Below are 23,718 nucleotides of genomic sequence, written 5' to 3'. Positions count from 1 at the left end.
TCGTCTCACCCCTAATCTCCGCATCCGGTCCCCGCGCTCGGCACACGGAACCCGTCCCACACCATGAACTTACTGAAAAAACCGTTCGGACTGACGCTTCAGGCGTTGCTATGGGTCATGATTTTCGGATGCCTGCTGGCTCATCCTTTCACCAACGCCACCAGCAGCCCTCCGGGAGACAAACGTGATTACGTACTGATAATCAACAGCTACAACGAATCTTCCTCGTGGGGATGGGAGATAATCACCGACATCACCGCCCGGATAGAGCAGATCGAAAACCTCGAAGTATACGTCGAGCATATGAACACGCTCCTGATGGACCAGCAGTCGGATCTGGACAATTTCCGGACGAATCTCTCCCGTGAATACGGCAAGAATCCGCCCCGGATGCTGATATACATCGGCGCCCCGGCCTTCATCATGCGGGACTTCGCCGAAAAGGAGTGGGGGAAAGGCATCCCGTCGATCATCTGCGCCGAGGAGGATTTCATCGGCCCCGACAAGTACTATGTCAGCAAGCGGGCCATCCCGCACTCCGAGCGCATTCCGCTCCGGGAGCTGAGCGGGGAATACAATCTGACACTGCTCTACGCCCCGATCTACCTCGAACAGACCATCGAGCTGATGCGCCGCATGATTCCGGAGATGAACCGCCTCGTATTCGTCCGCGACGGCCGTTATATCAACCAGCAATACGAAGACGAGCTGAGGAAACTGCTCGACACCGATTATCCGGGAATGCGGTTCACCTCCTACAAGGCTTCGAACATGAGCGTGGACCAGCTGCTCGACTCGCTGAACGTCACCGACACCCGGCATACCGGCGTGCTCTTTTCCTCGTGGCACTACACAAGAAATATCGCCGGCAATACCGAGATAACGGCCAATCCCTTCAAGATCATCGCAAGTTCGACGGCTCCGCTGTTCGCACTATGGCCCTCTTCGGTGAAAAACAGCGGCGTGGTAGGCGGATTCACATACGACGTGAGCGTATACAACCGGCAGATCATCAAGACGTTCAACACCATTCTGGAGGGACGCCAGCCGCGCGACATTCCGTTCTACACCCCGACCGACGCACACCCGACGTTCAACTATCCGGCGATGCTGCGCAACAAGATTTCACCCGAAATATGTCCCCCGGATTCGGTATTCATCGACAAACCGGAGACATTCGCGGAGCGGAACAGAACGGCGATCATCCTATGCGGCGGTTTCTTCCTGCTGTTCATCCTCTTCCAGCAATGGCGCATCCGCGTCATGCGAAAGGTCGAAGCGGCCCGCCGACGGGAATCGGAAAGCCAGATAAAATATGCGAACCTGTTCAACCGGATGCCGATCATCTACATTCAGGAACGGGTCATATTCGACGAGAAACACTATCCCGCCGATACGGAATTCAGCGACATAAACGCCTACTTCGAACGGACGTTCCTGCCCCGGAATCAGGTCGTCGGCAAACGGGGGAGCGAACTTTTCGCCGATTCGTTCTCCGAGTTCCTGCGGCTCGTGAACATCGTCCTGACGGAAAACCGGACCGTCACCTATCCCTTCTACTACAAACCGCTGGACATCTTTTTCGAAGTGATTCTGAGCCGCTCGTACCTGACCGACCACATCGACATCTTCTGTCTGGACGGCACCGCGCTGCACAAGGCGCAGCAGAAACTGGACTCGATCAACCACAAGCTCTCGCTGGCGCTCGACGTGGCCAACATCGTTCCGTGGAAATGCGACCTGAACAACCGCACCATCCTCTGCGACATCAACAAACCGGTCAAAGCCGCCTCCGGAGAGGCGATCCTGCAGAACGAAGCTTCGCTTTCGGTAAGCGACGAATGCTATTTCTCGAAGATACACAAGGAGGACCGCGACCGCATACGGCAGGCCTACGACGACCTGATAGCCGGCCGTACGGACAAGGTCTGCGAAGAGTACCGCGTGATCTCCAACGAAAGCGGACACTGGCACATGGAATGGGTCGAAGCGCTGGCCGCCGTGGAGTCGTTCGACGCGCAGGGACGGCCCAAGACGCTCGTCGGAACGTCGCAGGTCATCACCGAACGCAAACGCATGGAGCAGGAACTCCTCTCGGCCCGCGACCGCGCCGAAGAGTCGAACCGCCTGAAAACGGCGTTTCTGGCCAACATGAGCCACGAGATACGCACGCCGCTCAACGCCATCGTCGGATTTTCGGGCATTCTGGCCTCGACCGAAGAGGAGCAGGAGAAGCAGGAATACGTCTCGATCATCGAAAACAACAACGCCCTGCTGCTGCAGCTCATCGGCGACATCCTCGACCTCTCGAAAATCGAGGCGGGGACGCTCGACTTCATCCACACGGACTTCGACCTGAACGAACTGATGCGGGAGAAGGAGAATGTCATCCGCATGAAGGTCCGGGAGGGCGTCGAACTGCTCTTCGAGCAGAAATACGAACAATGCTCCGTCTGCACCGACCGCAACCGGCTCTCGCAGGTGATCATCAACCTGCTGACCAACGCCGCGAAGTTCACGCAGACGGGCAGCATCCGGTTCGGATACGAAATGCGCGGCAGAGAACTCTATTTCTGGGTCTCGGACACCGGTAGCGGAATCCCCGCAGACAAAACGGAACAGGTTTTCGAACGCTTCGTCAAACTCAACACCTTCAAGCAGGGCACGGGACTCGGTCTGTCGATCTGCAAGATGATCGTCGAACATCTGGGCGGACGTATCGGCGTGGAATCCGAAGAGGGCAAAGGATCAAAATTCTGGTTTATCCTGCCCTATGTTCCGGGAAAGGCCGCGGCGCAAAGGACGGAGGAGCAATATCCCGTCATCTCGGTCGAAAAGGACAAACTGGTGATTCTGATCGCCGAGGACAATGACAGCAACTACCGGCTGTTCGAATCGATCCTGCGCAAAGAATACACGCTTCTGCACGCATGGAACGGGTTGGAAACGGTCGAAATATACCGGCAGCGCCGTCCGCATCTCGTATTGATGGATATCAACATGCCCGTGATGAATGGTTACGAGGCCACGGCCGAAATACGCAAACTGTCAGAGAGCGTCCCGATCATCGCCGTGACGGCGTTCGCATTCGCTTCCGACGAACAGAAGGTGCTCCAGAGCGGATTCGACGGCTACATGGCCAAGCCGATCAACGCCCTGCAGTTGCGGACGCAGATCGTCGACATGCTGCGCAAACACGTGGTTCTGCTGTAGCCGGAAAAACTGTTTAAAGGCGGATGATCCGCGCCGCGTCGTCCGCGTCGGGCAGGGGAGCGGGCGTGAAGTCGGAGTAGCCGGCCGCAATGGCGCAGAGGGGTTCGCAGTCCGCCGGGACGGGCAGGAAACTGCGCAGGTAATCGGCCGCGCTCTGCCCGTCGGGTTCATCCTTGCGGCGCGGCCGGCCGTTGATATGCACCCAGCAGGAGCCGAGTCCCTCGTCCACGCAGGCGAGCTGCAGCAGCGTGGCCGAAATCGCGGCGTTTTCGCGCCAGAGATCGCTTTTCGAAGTATCGCCCAGCACGACGAAAGCCAGCGGCGCACCCTTCATGAACGCCGACCCGTAATCGCGCATTTCGGCCATGCGGGCCACCAAGGCCGGATCGTCCACCACCATGAGACGCGTGGTCCGGGTGTTGCGCGCCGAAGGCGCCGTAAGGGTCTCGCGCAGGATGCGGTCCACCGTCTCGCGCGGCACCGCCCGGTCCGAGAATTTTCGGATGCTGCGGCGTTTTTCGATCAACTCTTTGAATTCCATTTGTTTTGTCTTTTCGGTCTCGCTTTTGCAAAAGTAGTGAAAAATAGGTATATTTGAAATTCAAAACACCCCGAAGAATGGATTACCGATTCAACATCGCCCTGATTTACGATTTCGACGGCACGCTCGCCCCCGGCAACATGCAGGAGTACGACTTCATCCCCGCCGTAGGCAAAAGCAACAAGGAGTTCTGGACCGAAGCCAACACGCTGGCCGAGGAGCAGGACGCCGACATGGTCCTGACCTACATGGCGCGCATGCTTCAGGAGGCCAAATCGAAAGGACTGTCACTGCGGCGCGAAGCCTTTCAGGAGTCGGGCCGCCGCGTGACGCTTTACAAAGGCGTCAGGGAGTGGTTCGAGCGGATAAACGCCTACGGGGCCGCACGCGGCATCCGGATTCTGCACTACATCAATTCGTCGGGCATGAAGGAGATCATCGAAGGCACGGAGATCGCCCACGAATTCCGGAAAATATACGCCTGCTCGTTTCTCTACGACGTGGACGGCATCGCCTACTGGCCCGCCGTGGCGGTCAACTACACCAACAAGACGCAGTTCATCTTCAAGATAAACAAAGGCGTCGAGTCGGTTTTCGACAGCAAGCTGGTGAACCGCTACATCCCCGAAAACGAGCGCCCCATACCGTTCAAACACATGATTTACGTAGGCGACGGAACGACCGACATTCCCTGCATGCGGCTGGTGAAGAACTCCGGCGGCCACTCCATCGCCGTCTACAACCCCGACCAGAAGGGGGCGCGGCGCGAGATGGCCTCGCTGATTCACGACAACCGCGTGAGCCACGTCTGCCCGGCCGACTACTCCGAAGGGTCGGACATGGACGTGCTGGTCAAAACCATCATCGACAAGATCGACCTCGACGACAAACTCGAAAAGCTGGAGGTCGTAAAATGACCGGGAAGCGAACGCAGATACAACCATCCGACACAACAAATATGTCACAATCCGAAACAGACGCAGTGAATATCCTCTTCGCTACGAATAACGCGCATAAACTCATGGAGGTGCAGGCCGTGCTGGGTCCCGGCTTCCGGCTGGTGACGCCCCGCGAATGCGGCGTCACGGAGGAGATTCCCGAAGAGCAGCAGACCCTCGAAGGCAACGCTTCGCAGAAGGCGCATTACCTCAACGACCGCACGGGACTCGACTGCTTCGCCGACGATACCGGACTCGAAGTGAAGGCGCTGGGCGGCGCTCCGGGCGTGCATTCGGCCCGTTACGCCACCGACGGACACGATTTCGCGGCCAACAACCGCCTGCTGCTGAAAAACCTCGAAGGAGCGACCGACCGCCGGGCGCAGTTCAGAACGGTCATTTCGCTGATCCTCAACGGCGAAGAACACCTTTTCGAAGGTGTGGTCGAAGGGCGCATCATCGACCGCGAAGAGGGGCACGAAGGCTTCGGGTACGATCCGCTGTTCATACCCGACGGATACGACAAGACCTTCGCCCAGATGTCCACCGAAGAGAAAAACGAGGTTTCGCACCGCGCCCGCGCCGTACGCAAACTCGCGGCCTATTTGCATTCCGCCGGGAAATAGGGCCTCTTTACGGCACACGGACGCGGTCCGAAAAAATGCACGCTTGCTTTTGCACGCTACTTTATCTATCTTTGCCCTCCAATGGAAGAGAGAACTTACAACAAAGAGGAACGTTTCGACGCCCGGACCATCGAGGCGCTGAAGCTCCATTACGCCGAAATCCTGCGGCTGCTGGGGGAGGACCCTTCGCGCGAAGGACTTCTGAAAACCCCCGAACGCGTCGCCAAGGCGATGGCGTTCCTGACGAAGGGATACGAAGAGAATCCGCTCGAAATCATCCGCTCCGCGACGTTCCGCGAAGAGTACAAACAGATGGTGCTCGTGAAGGACATCGAGCTGTACTCGCTCTGCGAACACCATATGCTGCCGTTTTACGGCAAGGCGCACGTCGCCTACATCCCCAACGGACACATCACGGGACTTTCCAAAATCGCCCGCGTCGTGGAGTGCTACGCCCGCCGCCTGCAGGTGCAGGAGCGGCTGACGGTGCAGATCCGCGACTGCATACAGGAGGCGCTCAACCCGATGGGCGTGGCCGTGGTGATCGAGGCCAGCCACATGTGCATGCAGATGCGCGGCATCGAAAAACAGCAGTCGGCGACGACCACGTCGGCGTTCACGGGCATTTTCCTCTCGGACCACCGCACGCGCGAGGAGTTCATGACCCTCATATCGCACAAATACCGGTAGGATTCAGCACCGGATGGAATAAAAATCCCCGCGGCATCGGGCGGCACTAACGAAAAAAGCAACGACAGTAGAGGTTACGGTTCTCCAACCGTAACCTCTACTGTTTGCTGCATATTGCATAAGACATTCATTTGCTTGTCATTGCACATCCCCGCAGTCGGCCGTACAATCCGCTCCTCACTCGGCGATGGAATACCGAGGCGGGACTCGAATTCATTCGTTTATCGGGAATATCAAAGTCCAAAACAGCGCCGGAACAGCCATTTGCGGAGAAATTCGCCGGCTAACAGCGACAGATCAAAGGCATTGCCGATACGGCGATCAGTGTTGAAATCAACCGAAGGCATTATGAAACGCCTGCGGGGATTTTGCACGAAGGCGCACTTGCGGGTGTAAGGCGGCATCCGCGGCGGCAGGGGCTGTTCCGCTGACTGCCAGTCCCTTCAAGGGTGAAAATCGGACGGGAAAGTGTACTGCACCCCAAAAGTTGGACACTTTTGGGGTGTTTTTTATGAAATATAATTATGAGATTCGTTTAAAGGCCGTAAAACTGGTACTCGAAGGCGGACTTTCGGTTAGGGAAGCCGGATGTCACTTGGGCTGTGGCCGCTCGCAAGTTCACTTGTGGGTAACATTATTCGAGCGCCATGGCCTTGCCGGCCTTAAGCTGCGCCACGGTAGCTACAGTGCAGAATTTAAGTTGTCAGTTTTGAAGCATATGCACCAAAATCATCTATCTTTGCTGGAGACAGCAGTGCATTTCGGCATTCCGGGCCCTTTTGTTATTCGTCAATGGGAGCGGCTCTATCAAAACCAAGGTGCTGAAGGCCTGCGGCGTAAACCGCAAAGAAGGAGGCCGGCCATGAGTAAATCGAAGACTAAAAAAGTCAAACTCAAAACGACTCCGCACGAAGAGTTGCTTAAGGAACTGGAGTATCTTCGTGCCGAGAATGCTTACTTAAAAAAATTGCAGGCCTTAGTCGAGGAGCGCATTGTCCGCGAGAGCGGGAAAGAGCCCAAGCCATCGAAGGACTAAGGCCGCAGTGCCGGCTTTCAGTATTGCTCAAAGCCGCAGGGATGGCGCGAAGCACATTTTATTATCACTTCAGAAAATCAAAACAACCCGATAAATATGCTCGCGAAAAAGAGAGTATTATAAGGTTATATCACGAACATAAGGGGCGTTATGGTTATCGGCGCATTACCGTTGAAATGAATAAGATCGGATATGCGATAAATCACAAAACCGTACTTAAGCTGATGAATATTTGCGGGATAAAAAGTCAGGTCAGGCTCCGTAAATACTGTTCATACAAAGGACAGATCGGACGGATAGCGCCCAATCTTCTGCAACGCGACTTTGCAGCCGAAAAACCGAATCAGAAGTGGGTTACTGACCTTACGGAATTTTCGGTTTGCGGCGTAAAGTTATATCTATCGCCGATTATGGACTTATATAACCGGGAGATTATTAGCTATAAAATAGCTGAACGCCCTAACTTTATGCAGATCATGAAGATGCTGGACGATGCGTTTGCCAGAATACCGGATTCTCCGGGTATTGTCTTGCATTCCGACCAGGGCTGGCAGTATCAGATGAAGCAGTATCAGCTCCGTTTAAGACAGAAAGGTATTACACAGAGCATGTCGCGCAAGGGTAACTGTCTGGATAACGCTGCTATGGAAAGTTTCTTTGGATTATTGAAGTCCGAATTATTATATTTGCAAAAATTCTCATCCATAGACCATTTCCGAAAAGAATTGGAAGAATATATCGACTACTACAATAACAAGCGGATAAAGAAATACTTAAACAACATGAGCCCGGTACAATACCGAACTCATGCCATCTAAACAAATACTAATCCGTCCAATATTTGGGGTGCACTTCAAAAGCAGGGAACGTCCGATTTTCATACCGCAAATCCGCTTCTTTATAGCCAGATCGGACAACACGGCGCAAAACGGAGGTTGCGGAACGAATTTTGAACACGGTATCTGACAGCAAACTAAAAATTCAAAATCATGACCGTGAAAAAATTACGCTACCTTGCATTCGCACTCACAGCAGTTGCGTTTTGCGCGTGCCAGAAAGAGCCCTCGACATCGAGTCTCCACAAAGATTATCTGGTCTACACCGCTCACGACACCGACGCCGATTTCGCCGCCTTCGACACCTACTACATTCCCGACAGCATCCTGCTGATCGGCTCCGCCGACAAGACGGAATACTGGAAAGACGCCAATGCGCTGGAGATCGTCAATACCGTCGTAGGACGCATGAACGCCGCAGGCTACACCCGTACCGACGACAAAGATGCGGCCAATCTCGGCCTGCAGCTCAGCTATGTGCAGAAAGTGACCTATTTCGTGGGTTACGACTATCCCTACTGGTGGTGGTACTATCCCTATTACTGGACGCCCGGTTACTGGGGCGACTGGGCCGGCTGGCACTATCCCTACAGCGTTTACTACGGATATACGGCCGGTTCGCTGCTCGTGGAGATGATGAATCTCGAAGCCGATCAAGAGAGCGGCAAGAAGCTGCCCGTGATCTGGGACAGCTTCATCGGCGGGCTGCTGACCTCGTCGGAGGAGCTGAACCAGCAGCGCACGGTGGACGCCGTGCAACAGGCTTTCGATCAGTCGCCTTATCTGAAAAAATAATTTAACCGCAAAACACGTCCGATTATGAAAACATCGAAATATCAGGTTCTCAAAACCATCGCACTCTGTGTCGTGCTGCTCGCAGCCGCGCGTACGGGCAAGGCGCAGATTTTCCCCAACTCCTACATCAACGTCGACTGGCAGGTAGGCGTGCCGCTGGGCAGCGCCTATGCCGACAAGGCGTCGGGATGGGGCATGAACTTCGAAGGCGGCTACTTCATCACGCCGTCGGTCTCCGTAGGTCCCTTCATCTCCTACCAGACCAACCTTTCGAGCATTCCGCGCCAGACGCTCGATCTGGGCGACGGCTCGGCCCTGACCGTCAATCAGAAACACGGCTCGTTCCAGCTGCCGTTCGGCGTCACGGGACGCTACACATGGCTTCCGGACAGCGTATTCCAGCCCTATGCGGGTCTGAAGCTGGGCGCCAACTATGCAGAATTCTCGTCCTATTACTACGTAATCAAGCAGTACACCGACACGTGGGGATTCTACCTCTCGCCCGAAATCGGCGTTAGCATCTTCCCGCGTCCGGACTACCGCTTCGGTTTCCACGTGGCGCTCTACTACAGCTACGCCACCAACAGCGGCGATATCCTGACCTACTCGGTAAACAACCTCAACAACTTCGGCATACGCGTCGGTATATCGTTCTGACGCCTCCGGAACACGACGCGAGCAGGCCGGACCCGACGGGTCCGGCCTGTCGTTTTGCAGAGAAACACATAAAGAGATGCCACAATAAAAATCCCCCTTTGGAAAGGGGGATTCGATATAAATGCGCAAAACGCTTGGAATCAGATATTCCGATCAATGCGCTTCGAGCCAGTTGCCGCCCACGCCGTAATCCACCACCAGACGGACTTTGAGCGCGGCGGCGGACTCCATGGCTTCGGTGACGATGGCCACGACGCGCTCCTGCTCGGAGCGGAGCATATCGACGACCAGTTCGTCATGCACCTGCAGGATCACCTTCGAGCGGATGCCTTCAGCGGCGAAACGGCGGTGTACGTTGATCATGGCGATCTTCATGATGTCGGCCGCAGAGCCTTGAATCGGAGCGTTCACGGCGTTTCGCTCGGCAAGGCCGCGGGCGATGGCGTTGTGCGAAGCGATGTCGTTGAGGTAGCGGCGCCGGCCGAAAATCGTCGAGACGAAGCCCTCTTCCTTGGCCTTGGCAACCACGTTGTCCATATACTCCTGCACCTTGGGATAGGATGCGAAGTAGCCGTCGATAATCTCTTTGGCCTCCTTGCGGGGAATCTCCAGCCGCTGGCTCAGGCCGAAGGCCGAAATGCCGTAGATGATGCCGAAATTAGCGGTCTTGGCGCGGCGGCGCTCCTCGGAGGTCACTTCGCCGAGGGTTTTGTTGAACAGTTTGGCGGCCGTCGCGGCGTGGATGTCCTCGCCGTGCGCAAAGGCCGCGATCAGCGATTCGTCGCCCGAAAGATGCGCCATCAGCCGCAGTTCGACCTGACTGTAGTCGGCCGAGAGCAGCAGATGCTCCTCGTCGGAGGGGATGAACGCCCTGCGGATGCGGCGGCCCATCTCTTCGCGCACGGGGATATTCTGCAGGTTGGGATTCGTGGACGAAAGGCGCCCCGTAGCGGTAACAGCCTGATTGAAAGAGGTGTGTATGCGTCCCGTACGGCGGTTGACCAGCTGGGGCAGCGCCTCGACATAGGTCGAAAGGAGTTTCTTGACACCCCGGTATTCGAGGATCAGATCGACGATGCGGTGTTTGTGCGCAAAAGACTGCAGGTAATCCTCATCGGTGCAGAACTGCTTGGTTTTGGTCATCTTGGGCTTCTCGGCGATGCGCATTTTGCCGAACAGCACCTCGCCCAGCTGACGCGCCGAGTTGATGTTGAGCTGCGATTCGCCGGCCTCCTCGCGAATCGCGGCCTCCAGCTCGGCCAGCCTGCGGCTCAGCTCCACGGAATAGACGGCCAGCGCCTCGGAGTCGATCCGCACGCCCGCCATCTCGATGTCGGCCAGCACGGCGATCATCGGCTCCTCGATTTCGAAATAGAGGTGTTGCAGGCCAAGCTCTTCGATCTGCGGATAGAGCGCATGCTTGAGCCGCAGCGTGACGTCGGCGTCCTCGGCGGCGTACTCCTTGACGCGCTCGACGTTCACCAGATCCATCGTCAGCTGCTTGGAGCCTTTGCCGATCAGGGTTTCGATCTCGATCGGCTTGTAGTTGAGGTATTTCTCCGCAAGGGCGTTCATGTTGTGGCGCGATTCGGGATCGAGCAGGTAGTGCAGGATCATCGTATCGTACTTGCGGCCCCGGATTTCGAGTCCCAGCTGCCGCAGGACCATCAGGTCGAACTTGATATTCTGGCCGATCTTGGCGATCCGGTCGTTTTCGAAAAGCGGCCGCACGATTTCGGCGTATTCCGCCGTATTCTCCTCCTTGAAAGGAATGTACCACGCTTCGAAAGGCTTCACAGCCAGCGACATGCCGACGATGCGGTCGTTGAAGATGTCGAATCCCGTCGTCTCGGTGTCGAAGCAGAACTCTTCGTATTTCCCGACTTCGTCCACCACGTCGCGCAGCTGCGCGGCGTCCTCCACGAGTCTGTAGTCGTGAGGCGTGGTCTGCGCCGTCTTGAACTGCATCGCTTCGGCCTGCAATTCGGCGGCGGGAACGTCCGACGCCGCAGGCATCTCCACGACCGGGTCGCCGAAGAGGTTGCCCTGACCGACCAGCGCGGCCCGTTTCGCGGCCGCCGACTTGGCGCGGGCCATCTCGGCCAGCTGCGTCTGCGCCTCCTGCCGGGGACCTTCGGGCAGGGCTTCGGGAGGGGCGAGGTTCGTCAGGTCGTTCATAAACGCCTTGAAATCCAGTTCTGCGAAAACGGCCTTGAGTTCGTCGATATGGGGATCGCAGACCGTAAGGTCCTCAGGCCGGAAGGGAATCGGCACGTCGAGACAGATCGTGGTCAGGTGCTTGGCGAGACGCAGTTTATCGCCCCACGCGGCGATTTTCTCGCCCTGCTTGCCCTTGATCTTCGACACGTTGTCGAGGATGTTCTCCACCGTTCCCCACTCCTGCACCAGTTTGCAGGCGCTCTTCTCGCCGATGCCCGGCACGCCGGGAATGTTGTCCGAAGCGTCGCCCCACAACGCGAGGATGTCGCGCACAAGGACCGGATCGTCGATGCCGTACTTCTCGCGGATCGAATCGCGGTCCACGATCTCGATGCTTCCGTCCGCGCCTTTCTGCTTGTAAATCTTACAGTTGTCGCGCACCAGCTGGCCGTAGTCCTTGTCGGGGGTCACCATGAAGACCTCGTAACCGGCTTCGACGCCCTTCTGCGACAGGGTGCCGATCACGTCGTCGGCCTCGTAGCCTTCGACCTCCAGAATCGGAATGCACATCGCCTCCAGCACCCGTTTCACATAAGGAACCGAAAGCAGGATGTCTTCGGGAGTCTCGGCGCGGTTGGCCTTGTACTCCGGAAAAACCTCGCGGCGGAAACTGCCGCCCTTGGGGTCGAACGCCACGCCCAGCAGGTCGGGCCGTTCGCGCTTCTGAATGTCGCGCAGGAACTTGACGAAGCCGAACACCACCGAGGTGTTCATGCCCGCGCGGTTGCGCATCGGACGGCCCAGAAAAGCATAGTAATACTTGAAGATCAACGCATAGGCGTCAACGAGAAAAAGTTTTTTCATATATAAGAAGTCGCGTCAATAATAGTTTCGCATGGATGACGCCGCACGGCCCGGACGGAGCGAAGCGCATACGGCATGTGTTCCGAATGAGACACCTTACCGGTTATCTTCGGCAAACCACTCGGCGAACGAAGTCGCGGTTTCATGCAGGCGGAGCGAATGCAGCTCCACGCCCTCCGGCAGTCGGCGCGAAATGCGGCGGGCGAAATCGCCGAGCATATTCTCGCAGGTCGGCTGGTAGTCCACCGTGACGATATTGCCGAAACGTTCGGCGAGCATGGCCCGCAGCGACGCGTTGCACGGCGTCTGACGCAGGACGAGGGAGTGGTCGAAGTGCGACACGATCTCTTCGTTGACGATGCGCTTCAACACCCCGAAATCCATCACCATCCCGCATTTAGGGTCTCCTTCGCCGGCCATAGGGCGTCCCTTGACGGTCACGAAAAGCCGGTAGGAGTGGCCGTGAATCTCACGGCAGGGCCCGTCGTATCCGTCCAGAGCGTGCGCCGCCTCGAAGGAGAACTCTTTTGTCAATCTGATCACTGTCATATGTGCAAAGATATTCATTAAATGCGAAAGGCGGAAAGGATTTCTGATTTTTCAGCGTCCCGCGTCCGCTTCTCCGCCCCCGGACGGAGGAAATCGCAACGGCAGAAGGGTGTTTCCGGCGTTCGCCGGAACGCCGTATCGGGTCGCGCCGTGCCGGACCGATTTTCGGCCGAAACATGCGGTAACAAATTTGCACTTTCAGAAATTATTATTACATTGCAACAATAAAATACTAATAACGAGAAAGATACACCACAGCCCGAACGAACAATCACGCGCTATTTCTCCATAAAAAGTACGATATTTTTACCAAATACGGTTTTTTAATAACAAATCGAAAGTACATTATCATTCGGGCACCATGTCATCTCGAACACCATCAACAATATTTTATCCCTATTTTTTAACTAAAAACCCCTTATGCTATGAAATTTTGGAAATCCGCGCTTCTCTACGCAGCGACGGTTTGCACATTGACGGCCACCTCTTGTTCCGATGAGACGAAAGAGCCGAAACTGTACACGACTGCCGTAACCGACGACGGCAACGGCACGGCCGAAGCCACTCCTGCGTCGGCTGCCGCGGGCGAAACGATAACCCTGACTGCGACGCCCAAGGAAAATTTCTCGTTCGCGAAATGGACGGTCGTCAGCGGCGACGCCGAACTGAAAAGTGCGACGGCCAACCCGACGACATTCGCGATGCCCGCCGCAAACGTCGAGATCAAAGCCGAGTTCGCCGCCGTTCCGAGCCAGATCACCGTAACCGACGACGGCAACGGCACGGCCGAAGCCAACCCCGCGTCGGCCATTCCCGGCGAAACGGTAACCCTGACGGCAACGCCTGCCGAGAACTTCTTCTTCCTGAAATGGACGGTCCTCAGCGGCGGTATCGAGCTGGAAAATCCGACGGAAAACCCGACGACGTTCACCCTGCCGGAGGGGGGGGGAAATATCGAAATCAGAGCCGAATTCACCGACCTGCTTTCACTTGCAGCCTCCGAAATCATCGCGTATGACGCAGAGAAAGCGGCCACGGTAACCAGACTGTCCGTCGGCGGCGACCTGACGGACGAGGTAACCGCCGCGATCTTCGACAAATTCCAGAATCTTCTCTTCCTCGAACTCACCGACGCCAAAGCCATTCCCGACAATTTCATGTACGATGCCGGCTCACGCGCACCGAAACAGACCAAACTCGAAGAGCTGAATGCGCCGGAGGTAACGTCGGTAGGCGTGAATGCGTTTCGCAACAGCGTCCTCACCGCCGTCAACAATTCATCGCTCCGCACCGTTCACCTTCCCAAGGTGCAGACCATCGGCGAACGAGCGTTCAGCGACCTGTGGACGCTTGAAGAGGCTGTCTTCCCCGAACTGACCGAAGTGGGCGAATCGGCCTTCTCGCAGAACAAAGCGCTGGCCAAGGCGGAGATGCCCAAACTCACCTATGCTCCCAACTCGTTATTCTACAGCTGCACCGCTCTCACGGAGATCTCGATGCCCAATCTCGAAGAGGCGGGCAGCGCCTTCTTCTATTGCGGCGCTCTGACGAGCATCTCGCTGCCCAAACTCAAGACGGCCGGAGAGTCGTGTTTCGCCTATTCGACCAAACTGACGCAAATCGACATACCCAATGTGGAAAAGCTGGAGAAGATGGCCATGTACGCCTGCAACGGCCTGCTGAGCTTCAGCGGAGAAAAAGTCGAGTCCGTCGGCGCCCAGTGCTTCGAAAGATGTTACGCCCTCAAGGAGGTTTCGTTCCCCGCGGCCACGGCTTTCGGAAGCGGCTGCTTCATCGACTGCGAATCGCTGACAAAGGTCAATTTCCCCCTGTGCACCGCCATCAGCGACAAGATGTTCTTCATCGCGCAGGCCTCCGTCTGCACCTCGACGCTCAAGACGATCGACCTGTCCAATATCACGACCATCGGTACGAGCGCATTCGAAGGGTGCAAGGCGCTCGAAGACGTGGTGGACTTTTCCAAAGTCACGACTGTGGGCGAACGTGCCTTCCGCGAATGTATCACGCTCAAGAACGTGGATCTCTCCAATGTCACGACAACGGGCGATTACGCCTTCTTCAGGTGCTGGGGTTTCACGGGCGAGCTGAACATGCCGAAGCTGACCGCACCCGGCAAATACCTCTTCCGCGAATGCAAGAATATCACCAAGGTGAGCGCTCCGGTATTGGAGAACATGTCCTTATATATGTTCGCCGAATGTACCGCTCTTGCGGACATAGATATGCCCGTACTCAAGAAGGTGGAAAACTTCTCTTTCAACAAATGCGAAGGTTTGACGAAAGTGGATATGCCCACGGTCGAGACCATAATTGCCGGAGGATTCAGCGGTTGTGTGAATATCAAAACCATAAACCTTCCGAACGTCAAAAGTATCGGCGGAACCGTCTTCAACGGCTGCGCCCTCGTTACCACCATTTCACTCCCCGCATTGGAGACCTTTATCAATAACGGCGGAGCATTCAGCGGAATGACCGGCCTGACGAGTTATGACGTTCCTCTTTTGGCCACGCTCGAAACGGTCCCCTCGTCGCTGTTCCAGAACTGCAAGAGCCTGACGGCAATCGACCTGCCCGCCGCAAAAGAGCTGGGTATGAATGCCATTCGCGGGTGCGACGCTCTGGAGAGCATCTCGCTTCCCAATGTCGAGAAGGTCGGAAACTTCTGTTTCGCCGAAAACCCGAAGCTCAAGGAGGTCGATCTTCCCAAAGCCACCTCGCTCGGAACCAAGGCTTTCGACAAATGCACCGCCCTGACGACCCTGAAGCTGGGTGCGACGACGGCCATCACGCTGGCCAACGACACATTCACCTCGGCCGACGTTCCCGCCGCCTGCAACCTGTTCCTCAACGCGGCGGGCGTGGAATACCCGACCGCCGCCGGGCAGCAATGGAAAAACCTCACTTGGAAATCCATCGCCTCCTACATCCCCTGAGCAGGGGCGGCGTCAGCACGCCGGAGCGCTGTTCCCATGTCTTAGAAAACAGCCGCCGCGCGTACCGACGAACGATTTCCAGATGATCCGCAACGAACCCGTCTCCGAACATGGAGACGGGTTCGTCGTATTTTATTTTCGCCTTCCGGCAGATTAAATCACACGGGGTTTGCGTTTTATATCCGATTAATTCGTATATTTGTTAAAAGTCCCGACATATGAAATATGTTTTAAAAGACCTTGCGCCACGGCCTGAAAAAGACTTGTTCATCACGCAGTACTGGTCCGACAAACAGTCGGATCCGCCGCTGCATTTTCACGAGGACTACATGCTGAGCCTGACCCTGAACGTCAGGGGCACGCGCATCACGGGCCGTACGGCTGACGATTTCACCGAAAAGGACCTGATCATCATTTTTCCGGGCGTTCCGCACTGCTACACGCGCGACGAAGCCTATGCCGACATCGACTGCGAAGCCGTGGCTGTGCAGTTCAGCCGCGACATGCCCAACTGGCAGCTTTTCGAAACCGAGTACCTGCAACCCATTCAGAAGATGCTGAGCCTGCCCGTCGCAGGTCTTCATTTCTCCGAAATGGTGGTGGACCGGGTCCGCGAACGGCTGCTGCAGCTGCCCGGACTGCGGGGATTCGAGTCGGTGGCGCTCTTTCTGGACATACTCAACGACCTCGCCACGGCGGGACCGGACGAAATGCACATTATCGGAACGACGGATTACAAGACGCAGGCCGACGGCAACGAACGCATCAAGAAAATCCTGCAGTTCGTGGAAAACAACTACCACAACAAAATCACGCTCGAAGACATCGGCGCCGAAGTGGGCATGTCCCCTTCGTCGGTATGCCGCTATTTCAAGAAGAACACCTGCCAGAATCTCTGGACCTATATCAACGGGTTTCGCATCGTGCGCGCCGCGCAGATGATCGTGGAGACCGACGCTCCGATTTCGGAAATCAGCACCCGGTGCGGATTCCACAACATCTCGAATTTCAACCACGCCTTCCGCGAGCGCATCGGCTCAGCGCCGGGCGAATACCGGCGCAAATTCGGCTCGACGGTGATTTCACCCGACCGGAAGCAGGTCGAGGAGATAGGCCGCAAACTCGACGATTTACGCAACGGCGGGAGTTTGTCCGAGGGGGGGGGAAATCCGCCCTCCGGGACCTCTTCGGAAAACGGGGAGAGGTAATCTGAACCCGCTTTCCCGGTCAAAATAGAAAGCGGGCCCCGCACGGGGGCCGCTTTTCGTATCGGCTTGCGGGACAGCGTCCGCGCAGGTTCAGTCCATCGGTTTGCGGTGCGGTCTCAACGCAGCTCCAGCTTATAGGGGTAGTACATGACGACTCCCTGCTGTTTGGTAGCCTCCTGCACCTGCTTGTACTCCTTCATCAGCAGTCCCAGTTCCGAACGGGTCATGGCCTCGCGGACGCTGATGTTGAGCGACGCGATGAAGGCGGCGAATCCCGTCGGCTCCTCGATCACCTCGGTCACCCGGTAGCTGTCGCCCAGACCGGCCTTGTCCACGGCGATGGCGATGGCCGTTTTCAGACCTCCGTAGGTGTCGATCAGACCGATGCCGAGCGCATCTTCGCCCGACCAGACGCGGCCCCCGGCGATGTCGAGCACCTTCTCGACCGGCAGGTTGCGCCCTTCGGCTACATGGGTCGTGAAGGTCTCATAGACCTTGTCCACGCCGCGCATGATCGAAGCCCGTTCGGCGGCGGTCAGCGGCGAGGTCGCCCCCATACCGGCCGAGGTGTTGCTCTTCACGGCGTCGAACGTGATTCCCAGCTTGTTTTTAAAGGCGTCGATGGTGTTGAGGTACATGCCGAAGACACCGATCGAACCCGTAAGGGTCAGTTTGTCGGCCACGATGACGTCGGCGGGACACGAAATGTAATAACCTCCGCTGGCGGCATAGGAGCCCATCGAAACGACCACCGGTTTCTCGGCTTTCAGCAGCTCCATTTCGCGCCAGATGACGTCCGAAGCCAGTGCACTGCCGCCGGGGGAGTTCACGCGCAGCACCACGGCCTTGACCTTCTCGTCGTCGCGCACGCCGGCCAGCGTCGCAGCCAGCGTATTGCCGTAAATCTCCTTTCCGAAGCCTTCGCCGTCGACGATCGCGCCGTCGGCATAGACGACGGCCACCTGATCGGCCGAGATGTTTTTGAGGTCGGCGCCTACCTGCGAAGCGTATTCGCCCAGCGTGATGAAATTATACTCTCCGTCGGAATCGGACGCTACGCCCAGTTCGGCGAATACGTCCTTCATCTGATCCTCGTAGATCAGGCTGTCCACGAAGCCGTGTTCGAGGGCATCCTCAGGCAGCGAAACCTCCAGTTTGTCGGTAATGCGGTTCAGCTCCTTCAGGTCGATGCCGCGGGCTTCGGCGACCGAGCCGGCGATGGTGTTCCACATCGAATTCACGAGCGCCTGCATCTGCTCGCGGTTGGCGTCCGACATTTTGGGAAGGATATACGGCTCGACGGCGCTCTTGTATTTGCAGGCCGTGGGGCGGAAGACTTCGGCCTTGATGTCGAGTTTGTCGAGCAGGCCCTTGTAGAACATCAGGTTGAACGCGAGACCCGACCAGTCCATGGCGCCTTCGGGCTGCATGTAGATTTTGTCGGCCGCCGAAGCGAGGTAATATTTCCCCTGCGAATAGGTCTCGTCGTAAGCGACGACGAATTTGCCGCTCTGCTTAAAATCGACGACCGCTTCGCGCAGCTCTTCCAGCAGGGCCGCGCCCATCACGCCGCCGTTGCCGTTCATGCGCAGGTAAATGCCCTTGATGCGGCTGTCGTCCTTGGCGGCTTCGAGCGCGCGCAGAGCCTTCATCAGCGGAAGCTGGCGCGTGGAGCGCAGCGTGGCGAAGTCGATCCCGGCGAAGGGATCGCTCGACGGAGCGTCGGTCAGCACATCCGAAAAGTCGATCTTGAGGATCGACTCCGCATGCACGGCCACCGTCTTCTCCATCGAGCCGGCTATGCCCAGCAGAATGAATATCCAGAGAAAAAATACCAGAAACGACCCCACGACGAAGGCGAGGATCGCAGCCAGAAAAGTCTTGATAAAATTCATAACGTATCGTTTATTGTTTGTCCTGTTTCGTTCCGCGTCCGGATTTACTTTGCAAATATAAGGAAATTTTACGAAAAACAAATAAAATTTATCGTTTTTCGATAAAATAATAGGCCCTGCTATATTTATTCTGCAAAATATACGTTATCTTTGCGATTGTAGTCACAACACGAATCATGGAAGAAAAAATCAGACATCTGCTGACGTCCGTCGTCCATCCCGAAACGGGACAGGACATCGTCGGCAGCGGCTTTATCGAGCATATCGCCTCCGGAGCCGGCAAGATCACCGTCGTACTCCGTTTCGCCAAGGCCCGCGACCCGTTCGCGGTGAAAATCAAAAACCAAGCCGAGGAGATTCTCCGGCGTGAATTCCCGCAGCAAAACGTCATGGTCGTCATCAAGGAGGGCGGCGCCGCGCCGCGCCCCGAACCCAAGCTCAAGACGACCACCGGCGGCATCGCCAAAGTGATCGCCGTGGCGTCGGGCAAAGGCGGGGTAGGCAAGTCCACCGTGACAGCCAACCTCGCCGTCGCACTGCGCAACATGGGTTACCGCGTCGGAATTCTCGACGCCGATATTTACGGTCCCTCGCAGCCCAAGATGTTCGGCGTGGAGGGGTACCTGCCCGATGCGGTGCAGGAGGAGGGAACGGACCGCATCGTTCCGGCCGAGTCGATGGACATACGGCTGATGTCGATCGGATTCTTCATCAAACCGACCGACGCCCTTTTGTGGCGCGGCGCCATGGCGGTCAGCGCCCTCAAGCAGATGATCCACCAGACCAAGTGGGGAACGCTCGATTTCCTGCTCGCGGACCTGCCCCCCGGAACGGGCGACGTACACCTCTCTATTATAGGCGAACTGAAAATCGACGCCGCGGTGATCGTCTCGACGCCCCAGCAGGTGGCGGTCGCCGACGTGGTACGCGGTGTGGAGATGTTCCGCAATGAAAACGTAAACATCCCGGTAGCGGGCGTGATAGAAAACATGGCGTGGTTCACGCCCGAAGAACTGCCCGAAAACCGGTACTATATCTTCGGGAAAGGCGGCGCGCGCCGTTACGCCGAAGAGAACGGCGTGGATTTTCTGGGCGAAATACCCATCGTACAGTCCATCATGGAGGGTTCCGACGAGGGACGCCCTGCGGCGGGCATCGATCCGAGGGTCGAAAAATGGTACCGCGAAATCGCCGAAAAGACTGTCGAAAAGGTGATGAAATCGTGTTAGAAACCCTGTTGATAACCGACGATAAATAATGAAAACTTCCGGCCCCGAAGAGTTGCAAATCCCGAAACAGGGAGGGTATATACAAGTTTTCGCCGAAACCAAAAAAAGTTTTGCCGAATTATAGTCAGCGGCCGACTCCCAAAAGAGCAACGAAATGTTCACAAAAAAGGACTGTCGAAATGTTGAAAACAGTTGTGAACAATTGTCGATTATTATTTTTATGGATTGACAATCAAATTATTGAAATAAAAACGGAAGAAAAAGAAGAGGAGAAAATGTTGAGAGAAAAATCGCGGGGGAACTTGTGAACAGTATCAACAGCTATTATTTCTATTCTTATATCTTTATTTAAAATTAATAAATAGTAAAAATAAAAAATGAAGATCAATAACTCCGCGGAGATCCGCCGCCGGATCGACGAACTCAAGCGCCGCAAGCGCGCCGTCATACTGGCCCATTACTACACCACGCCCGAAGTGCAGGAGGCGGCCGACTTTCTGGGCGACTCGCTGGCCCTCTCGGTCAAGGCGCAGTCGGTAGACGCCGACATCATCCTGTTCGCCGGCGTGCACTTCATGGCCGAGACCGCCAAGGTGCTCTGCCCCGACAAGAAAGTGCTGATTCCCTGCCCCGAAGCGGGATGTTCGCTGGCCGAGTCGTGCGATGAGAAGGATTTTGCGGCCTTCAAGGCGAAATATCCCGGCCATACGGTCGTTTCGTACGTCAATACCACGGTCGGCGTCAAGGCCCTGACCGATATCTGCTGCACTTCGTCCAATGCGCTGAAGGTCGTGCAGTCGATCCCGGCCGACCGACCGATCATCTTCGCGCCCGACCGCAATCTGGGAGGGTATATCAAAAAGCTGACGGGACGCGAGAATATCGTGTTGTGGGACGGCGCATGTCATGTACACGAGGAATTTTCGCTGGAGAAGCTGCTGCAGCTCAAAAAGGAGCATCCGGCCGCCAAGGTCGTCGTGCATCCCGAATGCCGGGCCTATATCGTCGAAGTGGCCGACTTCGTGGGGTCTACGGCGGCGATCCTCGACTACTGCGGCCGCAGCGGCGCCGACGAGTTCATCGTGGTAACCGAATCGGGCATCCTCGCCGAGATGAAGAAGCGTTACCCCGGCAAGACGTTTATTCCGGCACCCCCCGACGACGAGACCTGCGGATGCAACGACTGCAAGTACATGAAGATGGTGACGCTCGAAAACATCTGCGCGTGTCTCGAAAACGAATCGCCCGAAATCGTGCTCGACGAAGAGGTGCGGCGCAGGGCCGAGCGTTCGATCCTGAACATGATAAATATCAAATAACAATCCTGTATGAAGAAACTCTTTTTACTGATCGCCGCGGCGTGCGCCTCTTTGACCGCTGCGGCCGACGAGGGAATGTGGCTGCTGCCCTACCTTCAGAAAATGAATATCAAGGAGATGAAGGCCCGCGGGTGCAAGCTTTCGGCCGAGGAGATTTACAGCGTCAACAAATCCTCGCTCAAGGACGCCATCGTGATCTTCGGTCCCGGATGTACGGGCGAGATCGTTTCGGCCGACGGCCTGCTGTTTACCAACCACCACTGCGGCTACGGTTCGATTCAGGCGCTGTCGTCCGTCGAACACGACTACCTGAAAAACGGTTTCTGGGCCATGTCGCGCGAAGAGGAGATCCCGGCTCCGGGACTCAAGGTGCGTTTTATCCGCAAGATTTCGGACGTCACTTCCGACATTCTGGGATATGTGCCCGACGTGGCTTCGGGCGAAGAGCGGGCGCGCATCGTGGCCGAACATGCGGCGGCCGTGCGCAGCCGCATTGCGCAGGACTATCCCGGCATGGAGGTGCTGGTGAAGGATTTCTTCGGCGGAAACCAGTTTTTCGCCTTCGTGATCGAGGTTTTCAGCGACGTGCGTCTGGTGGGAACTCCCCCCACTTCGATCGGCAAGTTCGGCGGAGACACCGACAACTGGATGTGGCCGCGTCATACGGGCGATTTCTCGGTCTTTCGCGTCTATGCCGGACCCGACAACAAGCCGGCCGATTACGCGCCCGAAAACCGCCCTTACAAGGCCGACAAGTTTCTGAAGGTTTCGGTGGACGGATACAAGGAGGGAGACTTCGCGATGATCATGGGTTTCCCCGGTTCGACGTCGCGTTACATGACTTCGTTCGAGATCGACCGCATGCTGGATATCGAGAATCCGCAGCGCATCTTCATCCGCGGCGAGCGTCAGGCCATTCTCAAGGAGGATATGGCCGCAAGCGACAAGGTGCGGATTCAGTACGCTTCGAAATACGCCCAGTCGTCGAATTACTGGAAGAATTCGATCGGCATGTCGCGCGGTATCCGCAAACTGAACGTCAAGGCGCAGAAAGAGGCGCAGGAGGCGGCTTTCCGGAAATGGGCCGAAGCCAATACGCTGCCGACCGAAGGCTATATGGATGCGCTGGACCGCATCCGCGAAGCGGTGGAAGGCAACGCTTCCGCTTTTGCGGCCGAGCAGGTGCTCAGGGAGGCGCTTTACCGGGCCGTGGAGATCCTGACGCCGGCGCGTTCGTTCCTCGCCGTGGAGAAGATCACCGATCAGGCGCGTTCGAAGGAGGCCATGAGGGCTTTCTACAAGGATTACAACCCGGCGACGGACCGACGTGTAGCCAAGCGCATGATGCAGATCGTCAAGGAGAAATGCGGAGACCTTCCGACGGTGTTCGCCGAAGTGATCGACAAGCGGTTCGGCGGCGATACGGATGCTTATGTCGATTATCTGTACGATAACTCGGTTTTCGCCACCGAGGAAGGCACGCTGGCCTTCGTGGATGATTTTTCGGTGGGAAAACGCGATGCCGATCCGGCGGTCGTATTCGTGCGTTCGCTCGATGCGAAACTGCTCGAACTGGCGGATGCCCAGCGGGAGAATAACCGCAGGTTCAAGGACGGGCACCGTCTCTACATCGCCGGTCTGATGCGCATGCAGCCCGACAAGGCGTGGGCTTCGGATGCGAACTTTACGATCCGCCTGACTTACGGCCGCGTTCTGCCCTACGATCCGGCGGACGGTATTCGCTACAACTATTATACGACGCTCAAGGGCGTGATGGAGAAGGAAGATCCCAAGAATCCTACGGAGTTTACGGTTCCCGACAAGCTCAAGGAGCTGTACGCCGCGAAGGATTTCGGACGTTATGCCAACGCCGAGGGCGAACTTCCGGTGGCCTTTTTGGCCGACTGCGATATTACGGGCGGCAATTCGGGTTCGCCGGTGATGAACGCCAAGGGCGAGCTGATCGGTCTGGCGTTCGACGGCAACTGGGAAGCGATGTCGGGCGACGTGGCTTTCGAGCCGCAGCTGCAGCGCACGATCGCCGTGGATGTCCGCTACGTGCTCTTCGTCATCGACAAGTTCGCCGGCGCGAAATGGCTGATCGACGAGTTGGAGATCGACTGACCGAAGCGGAATCGACCGTTGAACCGGGGCCTGATTTCAGGTTCCGGTTTTTGTTTATTACCATCTGTAAACAAATAATGGCGC

Annotated in this window: 17 protein-coding genes; 13 read left to right on the top strand and 4 right to left on the bottom strand. The window is 56.7% G+C overall.

Annotated elements, in window-relative coordinates:
* The first annotated feature begins 63 nt into the window (after window positions 1-63).
* The gene (locus ALFI_RS07380) at window positions 64-3,213 is read left to right on the top strand and encodes an ATP-binding protein (RefSeq protein ID WP_014775360.1); all 3,150 of its coding nucleotides are present in this window, start codon (window positions 64-66) and stop codon (window positions 3,211-3,213) included.
* Between the two features lie 13 nt (window positions 3,214-3,226).
* Here the strand turns inward: ALFI_RS07380 and ALFI_RS07375 are convergent, their stop codons facing one another.
* Window positions 3,227-3,754, bottom strand: a complete 528-nt coding sequence (locus ALFI_RS07375) for a nitroreductase family protein (RefSeq protein WP_009596196.1) — start codon at window positions 3,752-3,754, stop codon at window positions 3,227-3,229.
* 77 nt (window positions 3,755-3,831) lie between these two features.
* Between ALFI_RS07375 and ALFI_RS07370 the strand changes: the two genes are divergently transcribed.
* The 7 genes from ALFI_RS07370 to ALFI_RS07340 all read left to right on the top strand — a co-directional run bounded on the left by ALFI_RS07370 (window position 3,832) and on the right by ALFI_RS07340 (window position 9,332).
* The gene (locus tag ALFI_RS07370; RefSeq protein ID WP_022044220.1) at window positions 3,832-4,671 is read left to right on the top strand and encodes an HAD family hydrolase; all 840 of its coding nucleotides are present in this window, start codon (window positions 3,832-3,834) and stop codon (window positions 4,669-4,671) included.
* 65 nt (window positions 4,672-4,736) lie between these two features.
* Window positions 4,737-5,318, top strand: a complete 582-nt coding sequence (gene rdgB, locus ALFI_RS07365) for an RdgB/HAM1 family non-canonical purine NTP pyrophosphatase (protein ID WP_014775358.1) — start codon at window positions 4,737-4,739, stop codon at window positions 5,316-5,318.
* An 81-nt stretch (window positions 5,319-5,399) separates the two neighbouring features.
* Window positions 5,400-6,008 carry a GTP cyclohydrolase I FolE gene (gene folE / locus ALFI_RS07360; protein WP_009596183.1) on the top strand — a complete coding sequence of 203 codons (609 nt, stop codon included), beginning with the start codon at window positions 5,400-5,402 and terminating at the stop codon, window positions 6,006-6,008.
* A gap of 511 nt (window positions 6,009-6,519) precedes the next feature.
* Window positions 6,520-7,044: a helix-turn-helix domain-containing protein gene (locus ALFI_RS07355; RefSeq protein ID WP_032558195.1), complete on the top strand. Its 525-nt coding sequence runs from the start codon at window positions 6,520-6,522 to the stop codon at window positions 7,042-7,044.
* On the top strand, window positions 6,975-7,862 hold the full coding sequence (locus ALFI_RS07350) for an IS3 family transposase (protein ID WP_117615371.1): 888 nt from the start codon (window positions 6,975-6,977) through the stop codon (window positions 7,860-7,862). The genes ALFI_RS07355 and ALFI_RS07350 overlap by 70 nt, the downstream gene beginning before the upstream one ends.
* A 171-nt stretch (window positions 7,863-8,033) precedes the next feature.
* Entirely contained in the window at window positions 8,034-8,675 is a 642-nt protein-coding gene (locus ALFI_RS07345; RefSeq protein WP_009598340.1) for a DUF4136 domain-containing protein, read from the top strand.
* A 24-nt stretch (window positions 8,676-8,699) separates the two neighbouring features.
* On the top strand, window positions 8,700-9,332 hold the full coding sequence (locus tag ALFI_RS07340; protein ID WP_009598337.1) for an outer membrane beta-barrel protein: 633 nt from the start codon (window positions 8,700-8,702) through the stop codon (window positions 9,330-9,332).
* A 153-nt stretch (window positions 9,333-9,485) separates the two neighbouring features.
* Here the strand turns inward: ALFI_RS07340 and polA are convergent, their stop codons facing one another.
* Both polA and ALFI_RS07330 read right to left on the bottom strand, forming a co-directional pair.
* Window positions 9,486-12,356 carry a DNA polymerase I gene (gene polA, locus ALFI_RS07335; protein ID WP_014775356.1) on the bottom strand — a complete coding sequence of 957 codons (2,871 nt, stop codon included), beginning with the start codon at window positions 12,354-12,356 and terminating at the stop codon, window positions 9,486-9,488.
* A 96-nt stretch (window positions 12,357-12,452) separates the two neighbouring features.
* Window positions 12,453-12,905, bottom strand: coding sequence for a 6-pyruvoyl trahydropterin synthase family protein (locus tag ALFI_RS07330; RefSeq protein ID WP_014775355.1), 453 nt, complete (start codon window positions 12,903-12,905; stop codon window positions 12,453-12,455).
* 425 nt (window positions 12,906-13,330) lie between these two features.
* Between ALFI_RS07330 and ALFI_RS07325 the strand changes: the two genes are divergently transcribed.
* Both ALFI_RS07325 and ALFI_RS07320 read left to right on the top strand, forming a co-directional pair.
* Window positions 13,331-15,859, top strand: coding sequence for a leucine-rich repeat protein (locus ALFI_RS07325; protein WP_014775354.1), 2,529 nt, complete (start codon window positions 13,331-13,333; stop codon window positions 15,857-15,859).
* 218 nt (window positions 15,860-16,077) lie between these two features.
* The gene (locus tag ALFI_RS07320) at window positions 16,078-17,067 is read left to right on the top strand and encodes an AraC family transcriptional regulator (protein WP_014775353.1); all 990 of its coding nucleotides are present in this window, start codon (window positions 16,078-16,080) and stop codon (window positions 17,065-17,067) included.
* A 116-nt stretch (window positions 17,068-17,183) separates the two neighbouring features.
* Here ALFI_RS07320 and sppA read toward each other — a convergent pair whose 3' ends face one another.
* Complete coding sequence (gene sppA / locus ALFI_RS07315; RefSeq protein ID WP_014775352.1) at window positions 17,184-18,962, bottom strand: signal peptide peptidase SppA; 1,779 nt, start codon at window positions 18,960-18,962, stop codon at window positions 17,184-17,186.
* Between the two features lie 176 nt (window positions 18,963-19,138).
* On the opposite strand from sppA, the gene ALFI_RS07310 reads away from it, so the two are divergent.
* The 3 genes from ALFI_RS07310 to ALFI_RS07300 all read left to right on the top strand — a co-directional run bounded on the left by ALFI_RS07310 (window position 19,139) and on the right by ALFI_RS07300 (window position 23,634).
* Entirely contained in the window at window positions 19,139-20,191 is a 1,053-nt protein-coding gene (locus ALFI_RS07310) for an Mrp/NBP35 family ATP-binding protein (RefSeq protein WP_009598444.1), read from the top strand.
* Between the two features lie 377 nt (window positions 20,192-20,568).
* The gene (nadA, locus tag ALFI_RS07305; protein WP_014775351.1) at window positions 20,569-21,510 is read left to right on the top strand and encodes a quinolinate synthase NadA; all 942 of its coding nucleotides are present in this window, start codon (window positions 20,569-20,571) and stop codon (window positions 21,508-21,510) included.
* 9 nt (window positions 21,511-21,519) lie between these two features.
* Window positions 21,520-23,634: a S46 family peptidase gene (locus tag ALFI_RS07300; RefSeq protein WP_014775350.1), complete on the top strand. Its 2,115-nt coding sequence runs from the start codon at window positions 21,520-21,522 to the stop codon at window positions 23,632-23,634.
* The last annotated feature ends 84 nt before the right edge of the window (window positions 23,635-23,718 follow it).

Origin of the sequence: Alistipes finegoldii DSM 17242, from assembly GCF_000265365.1 — a bacterium.
Classification (GTDB): Bacteria; Bacteroidota; Bacteroidia; order Bacteroidales; family Rikenellaceae; genus Alistipes; species Alistipes finegoldii.
Note: the sequence above shows the minus strand (reverse complement) of the source record. Positions and strands in the feature narration are given on the sequence as shown.

Coding starts and splice junctions, on each gene's coding strand:
- ALFI_RS07380 (WP_014775360.1), top strand. CDS start 64: ATGAACTTACTGAAAAAACCGTTCGGACTGACGCTTCAGGCGTTGCTA.
- ALFI_RS07375 (WP_009596196.1), bottom strand. CDS start 3,754: ATGGAATTCAAAGAGTTGATCGAAAAACGCCGCAGCATCCGAAAATTC.
- ALFI_RS07370 (WP_022044220.1), top strand. CDS start 3,832: ATGGATTACCGATTCAACATCGCCCTGATTTACGATTTCGACGGCACG.
- folE (WP_009596183.1), top strand. CDS start 5,400: ATGGAAGAGAGAACTTACAACAAAGAGGAACGTTTCGACGCCCGGACC.
- ALFI_RS07355 (WP_032558195.1), top strand. CDS start 6,520: ATGAAATATAATTATGAGATTCGTTTAAAGGCCGTAAAACTGGTACTC.
- ALFI_RS07345 (WP_009598340.1), top strand. CDS start 8,034: ATGACCGTGAAAAAATTACGCTACCTTGCATTCGCACTCACAGCAGTT.
- ALFI_RS07340 (WP_009598337.1), top strand. CDS start 8,700: ATGAAAACATCGAAATATCAGGTTCTCAAAACCATCGCACTCTGTGTC.
- polA (WP_014775356.1), bottom strand. CDS start 12,356: ATGAAAAAACTTTTTCTCGTTGACGCCTATGCGTTGATCTTCAAGTAT.
- ALFI_RS07330 (WP_014775355.1), bottom strand. CDS start 12,905: ATGACAGTGATCAGATTGACAAAAGAGTTCTCCTTCGAGGCGGCGCAC.
- ALFI_RS07325 (WP_014775354.1), top strand. CDS start 13,331: ATGAAATTTTGGAAATCCGCGCTTCTCTACGCAGCGACGGTTTGCACA.
- ALFI_RS07320 (WP_014775353.1), top strand. CDS start 16,078: ATGAAATATGTTTTAAAAGACCTTGCGCCACGGCCTGAAAAAGACTTG.
- sppA (WP_014775352.1), bottom strand. CDS start 18,962: ATGAATTTTATCAAGACTTTTCTGGCTGCGATCCTCGCCTTCGTCGTG.
- ALFI_RS07310 (WP_009598444.1), top strand. CDS start 19,139: ATGGAAGAAAAAATCAGACATCTGCTGACGTCCGTCGTCCATCCCGAA.
- nadA (WP_014775351.1), top strand. CDS start 20,569: ATGAAGATCAATAACTCCGCGGAGATCCGCCGCCGGATCGACGAACTC.
- ALFI_RS07300 (WP_014775350.1), top strand. CDS start 21,520: ATGAAGAAACTCTTTTTACTGATCGCCGCGGCGTGCGCCTCTTTGACC.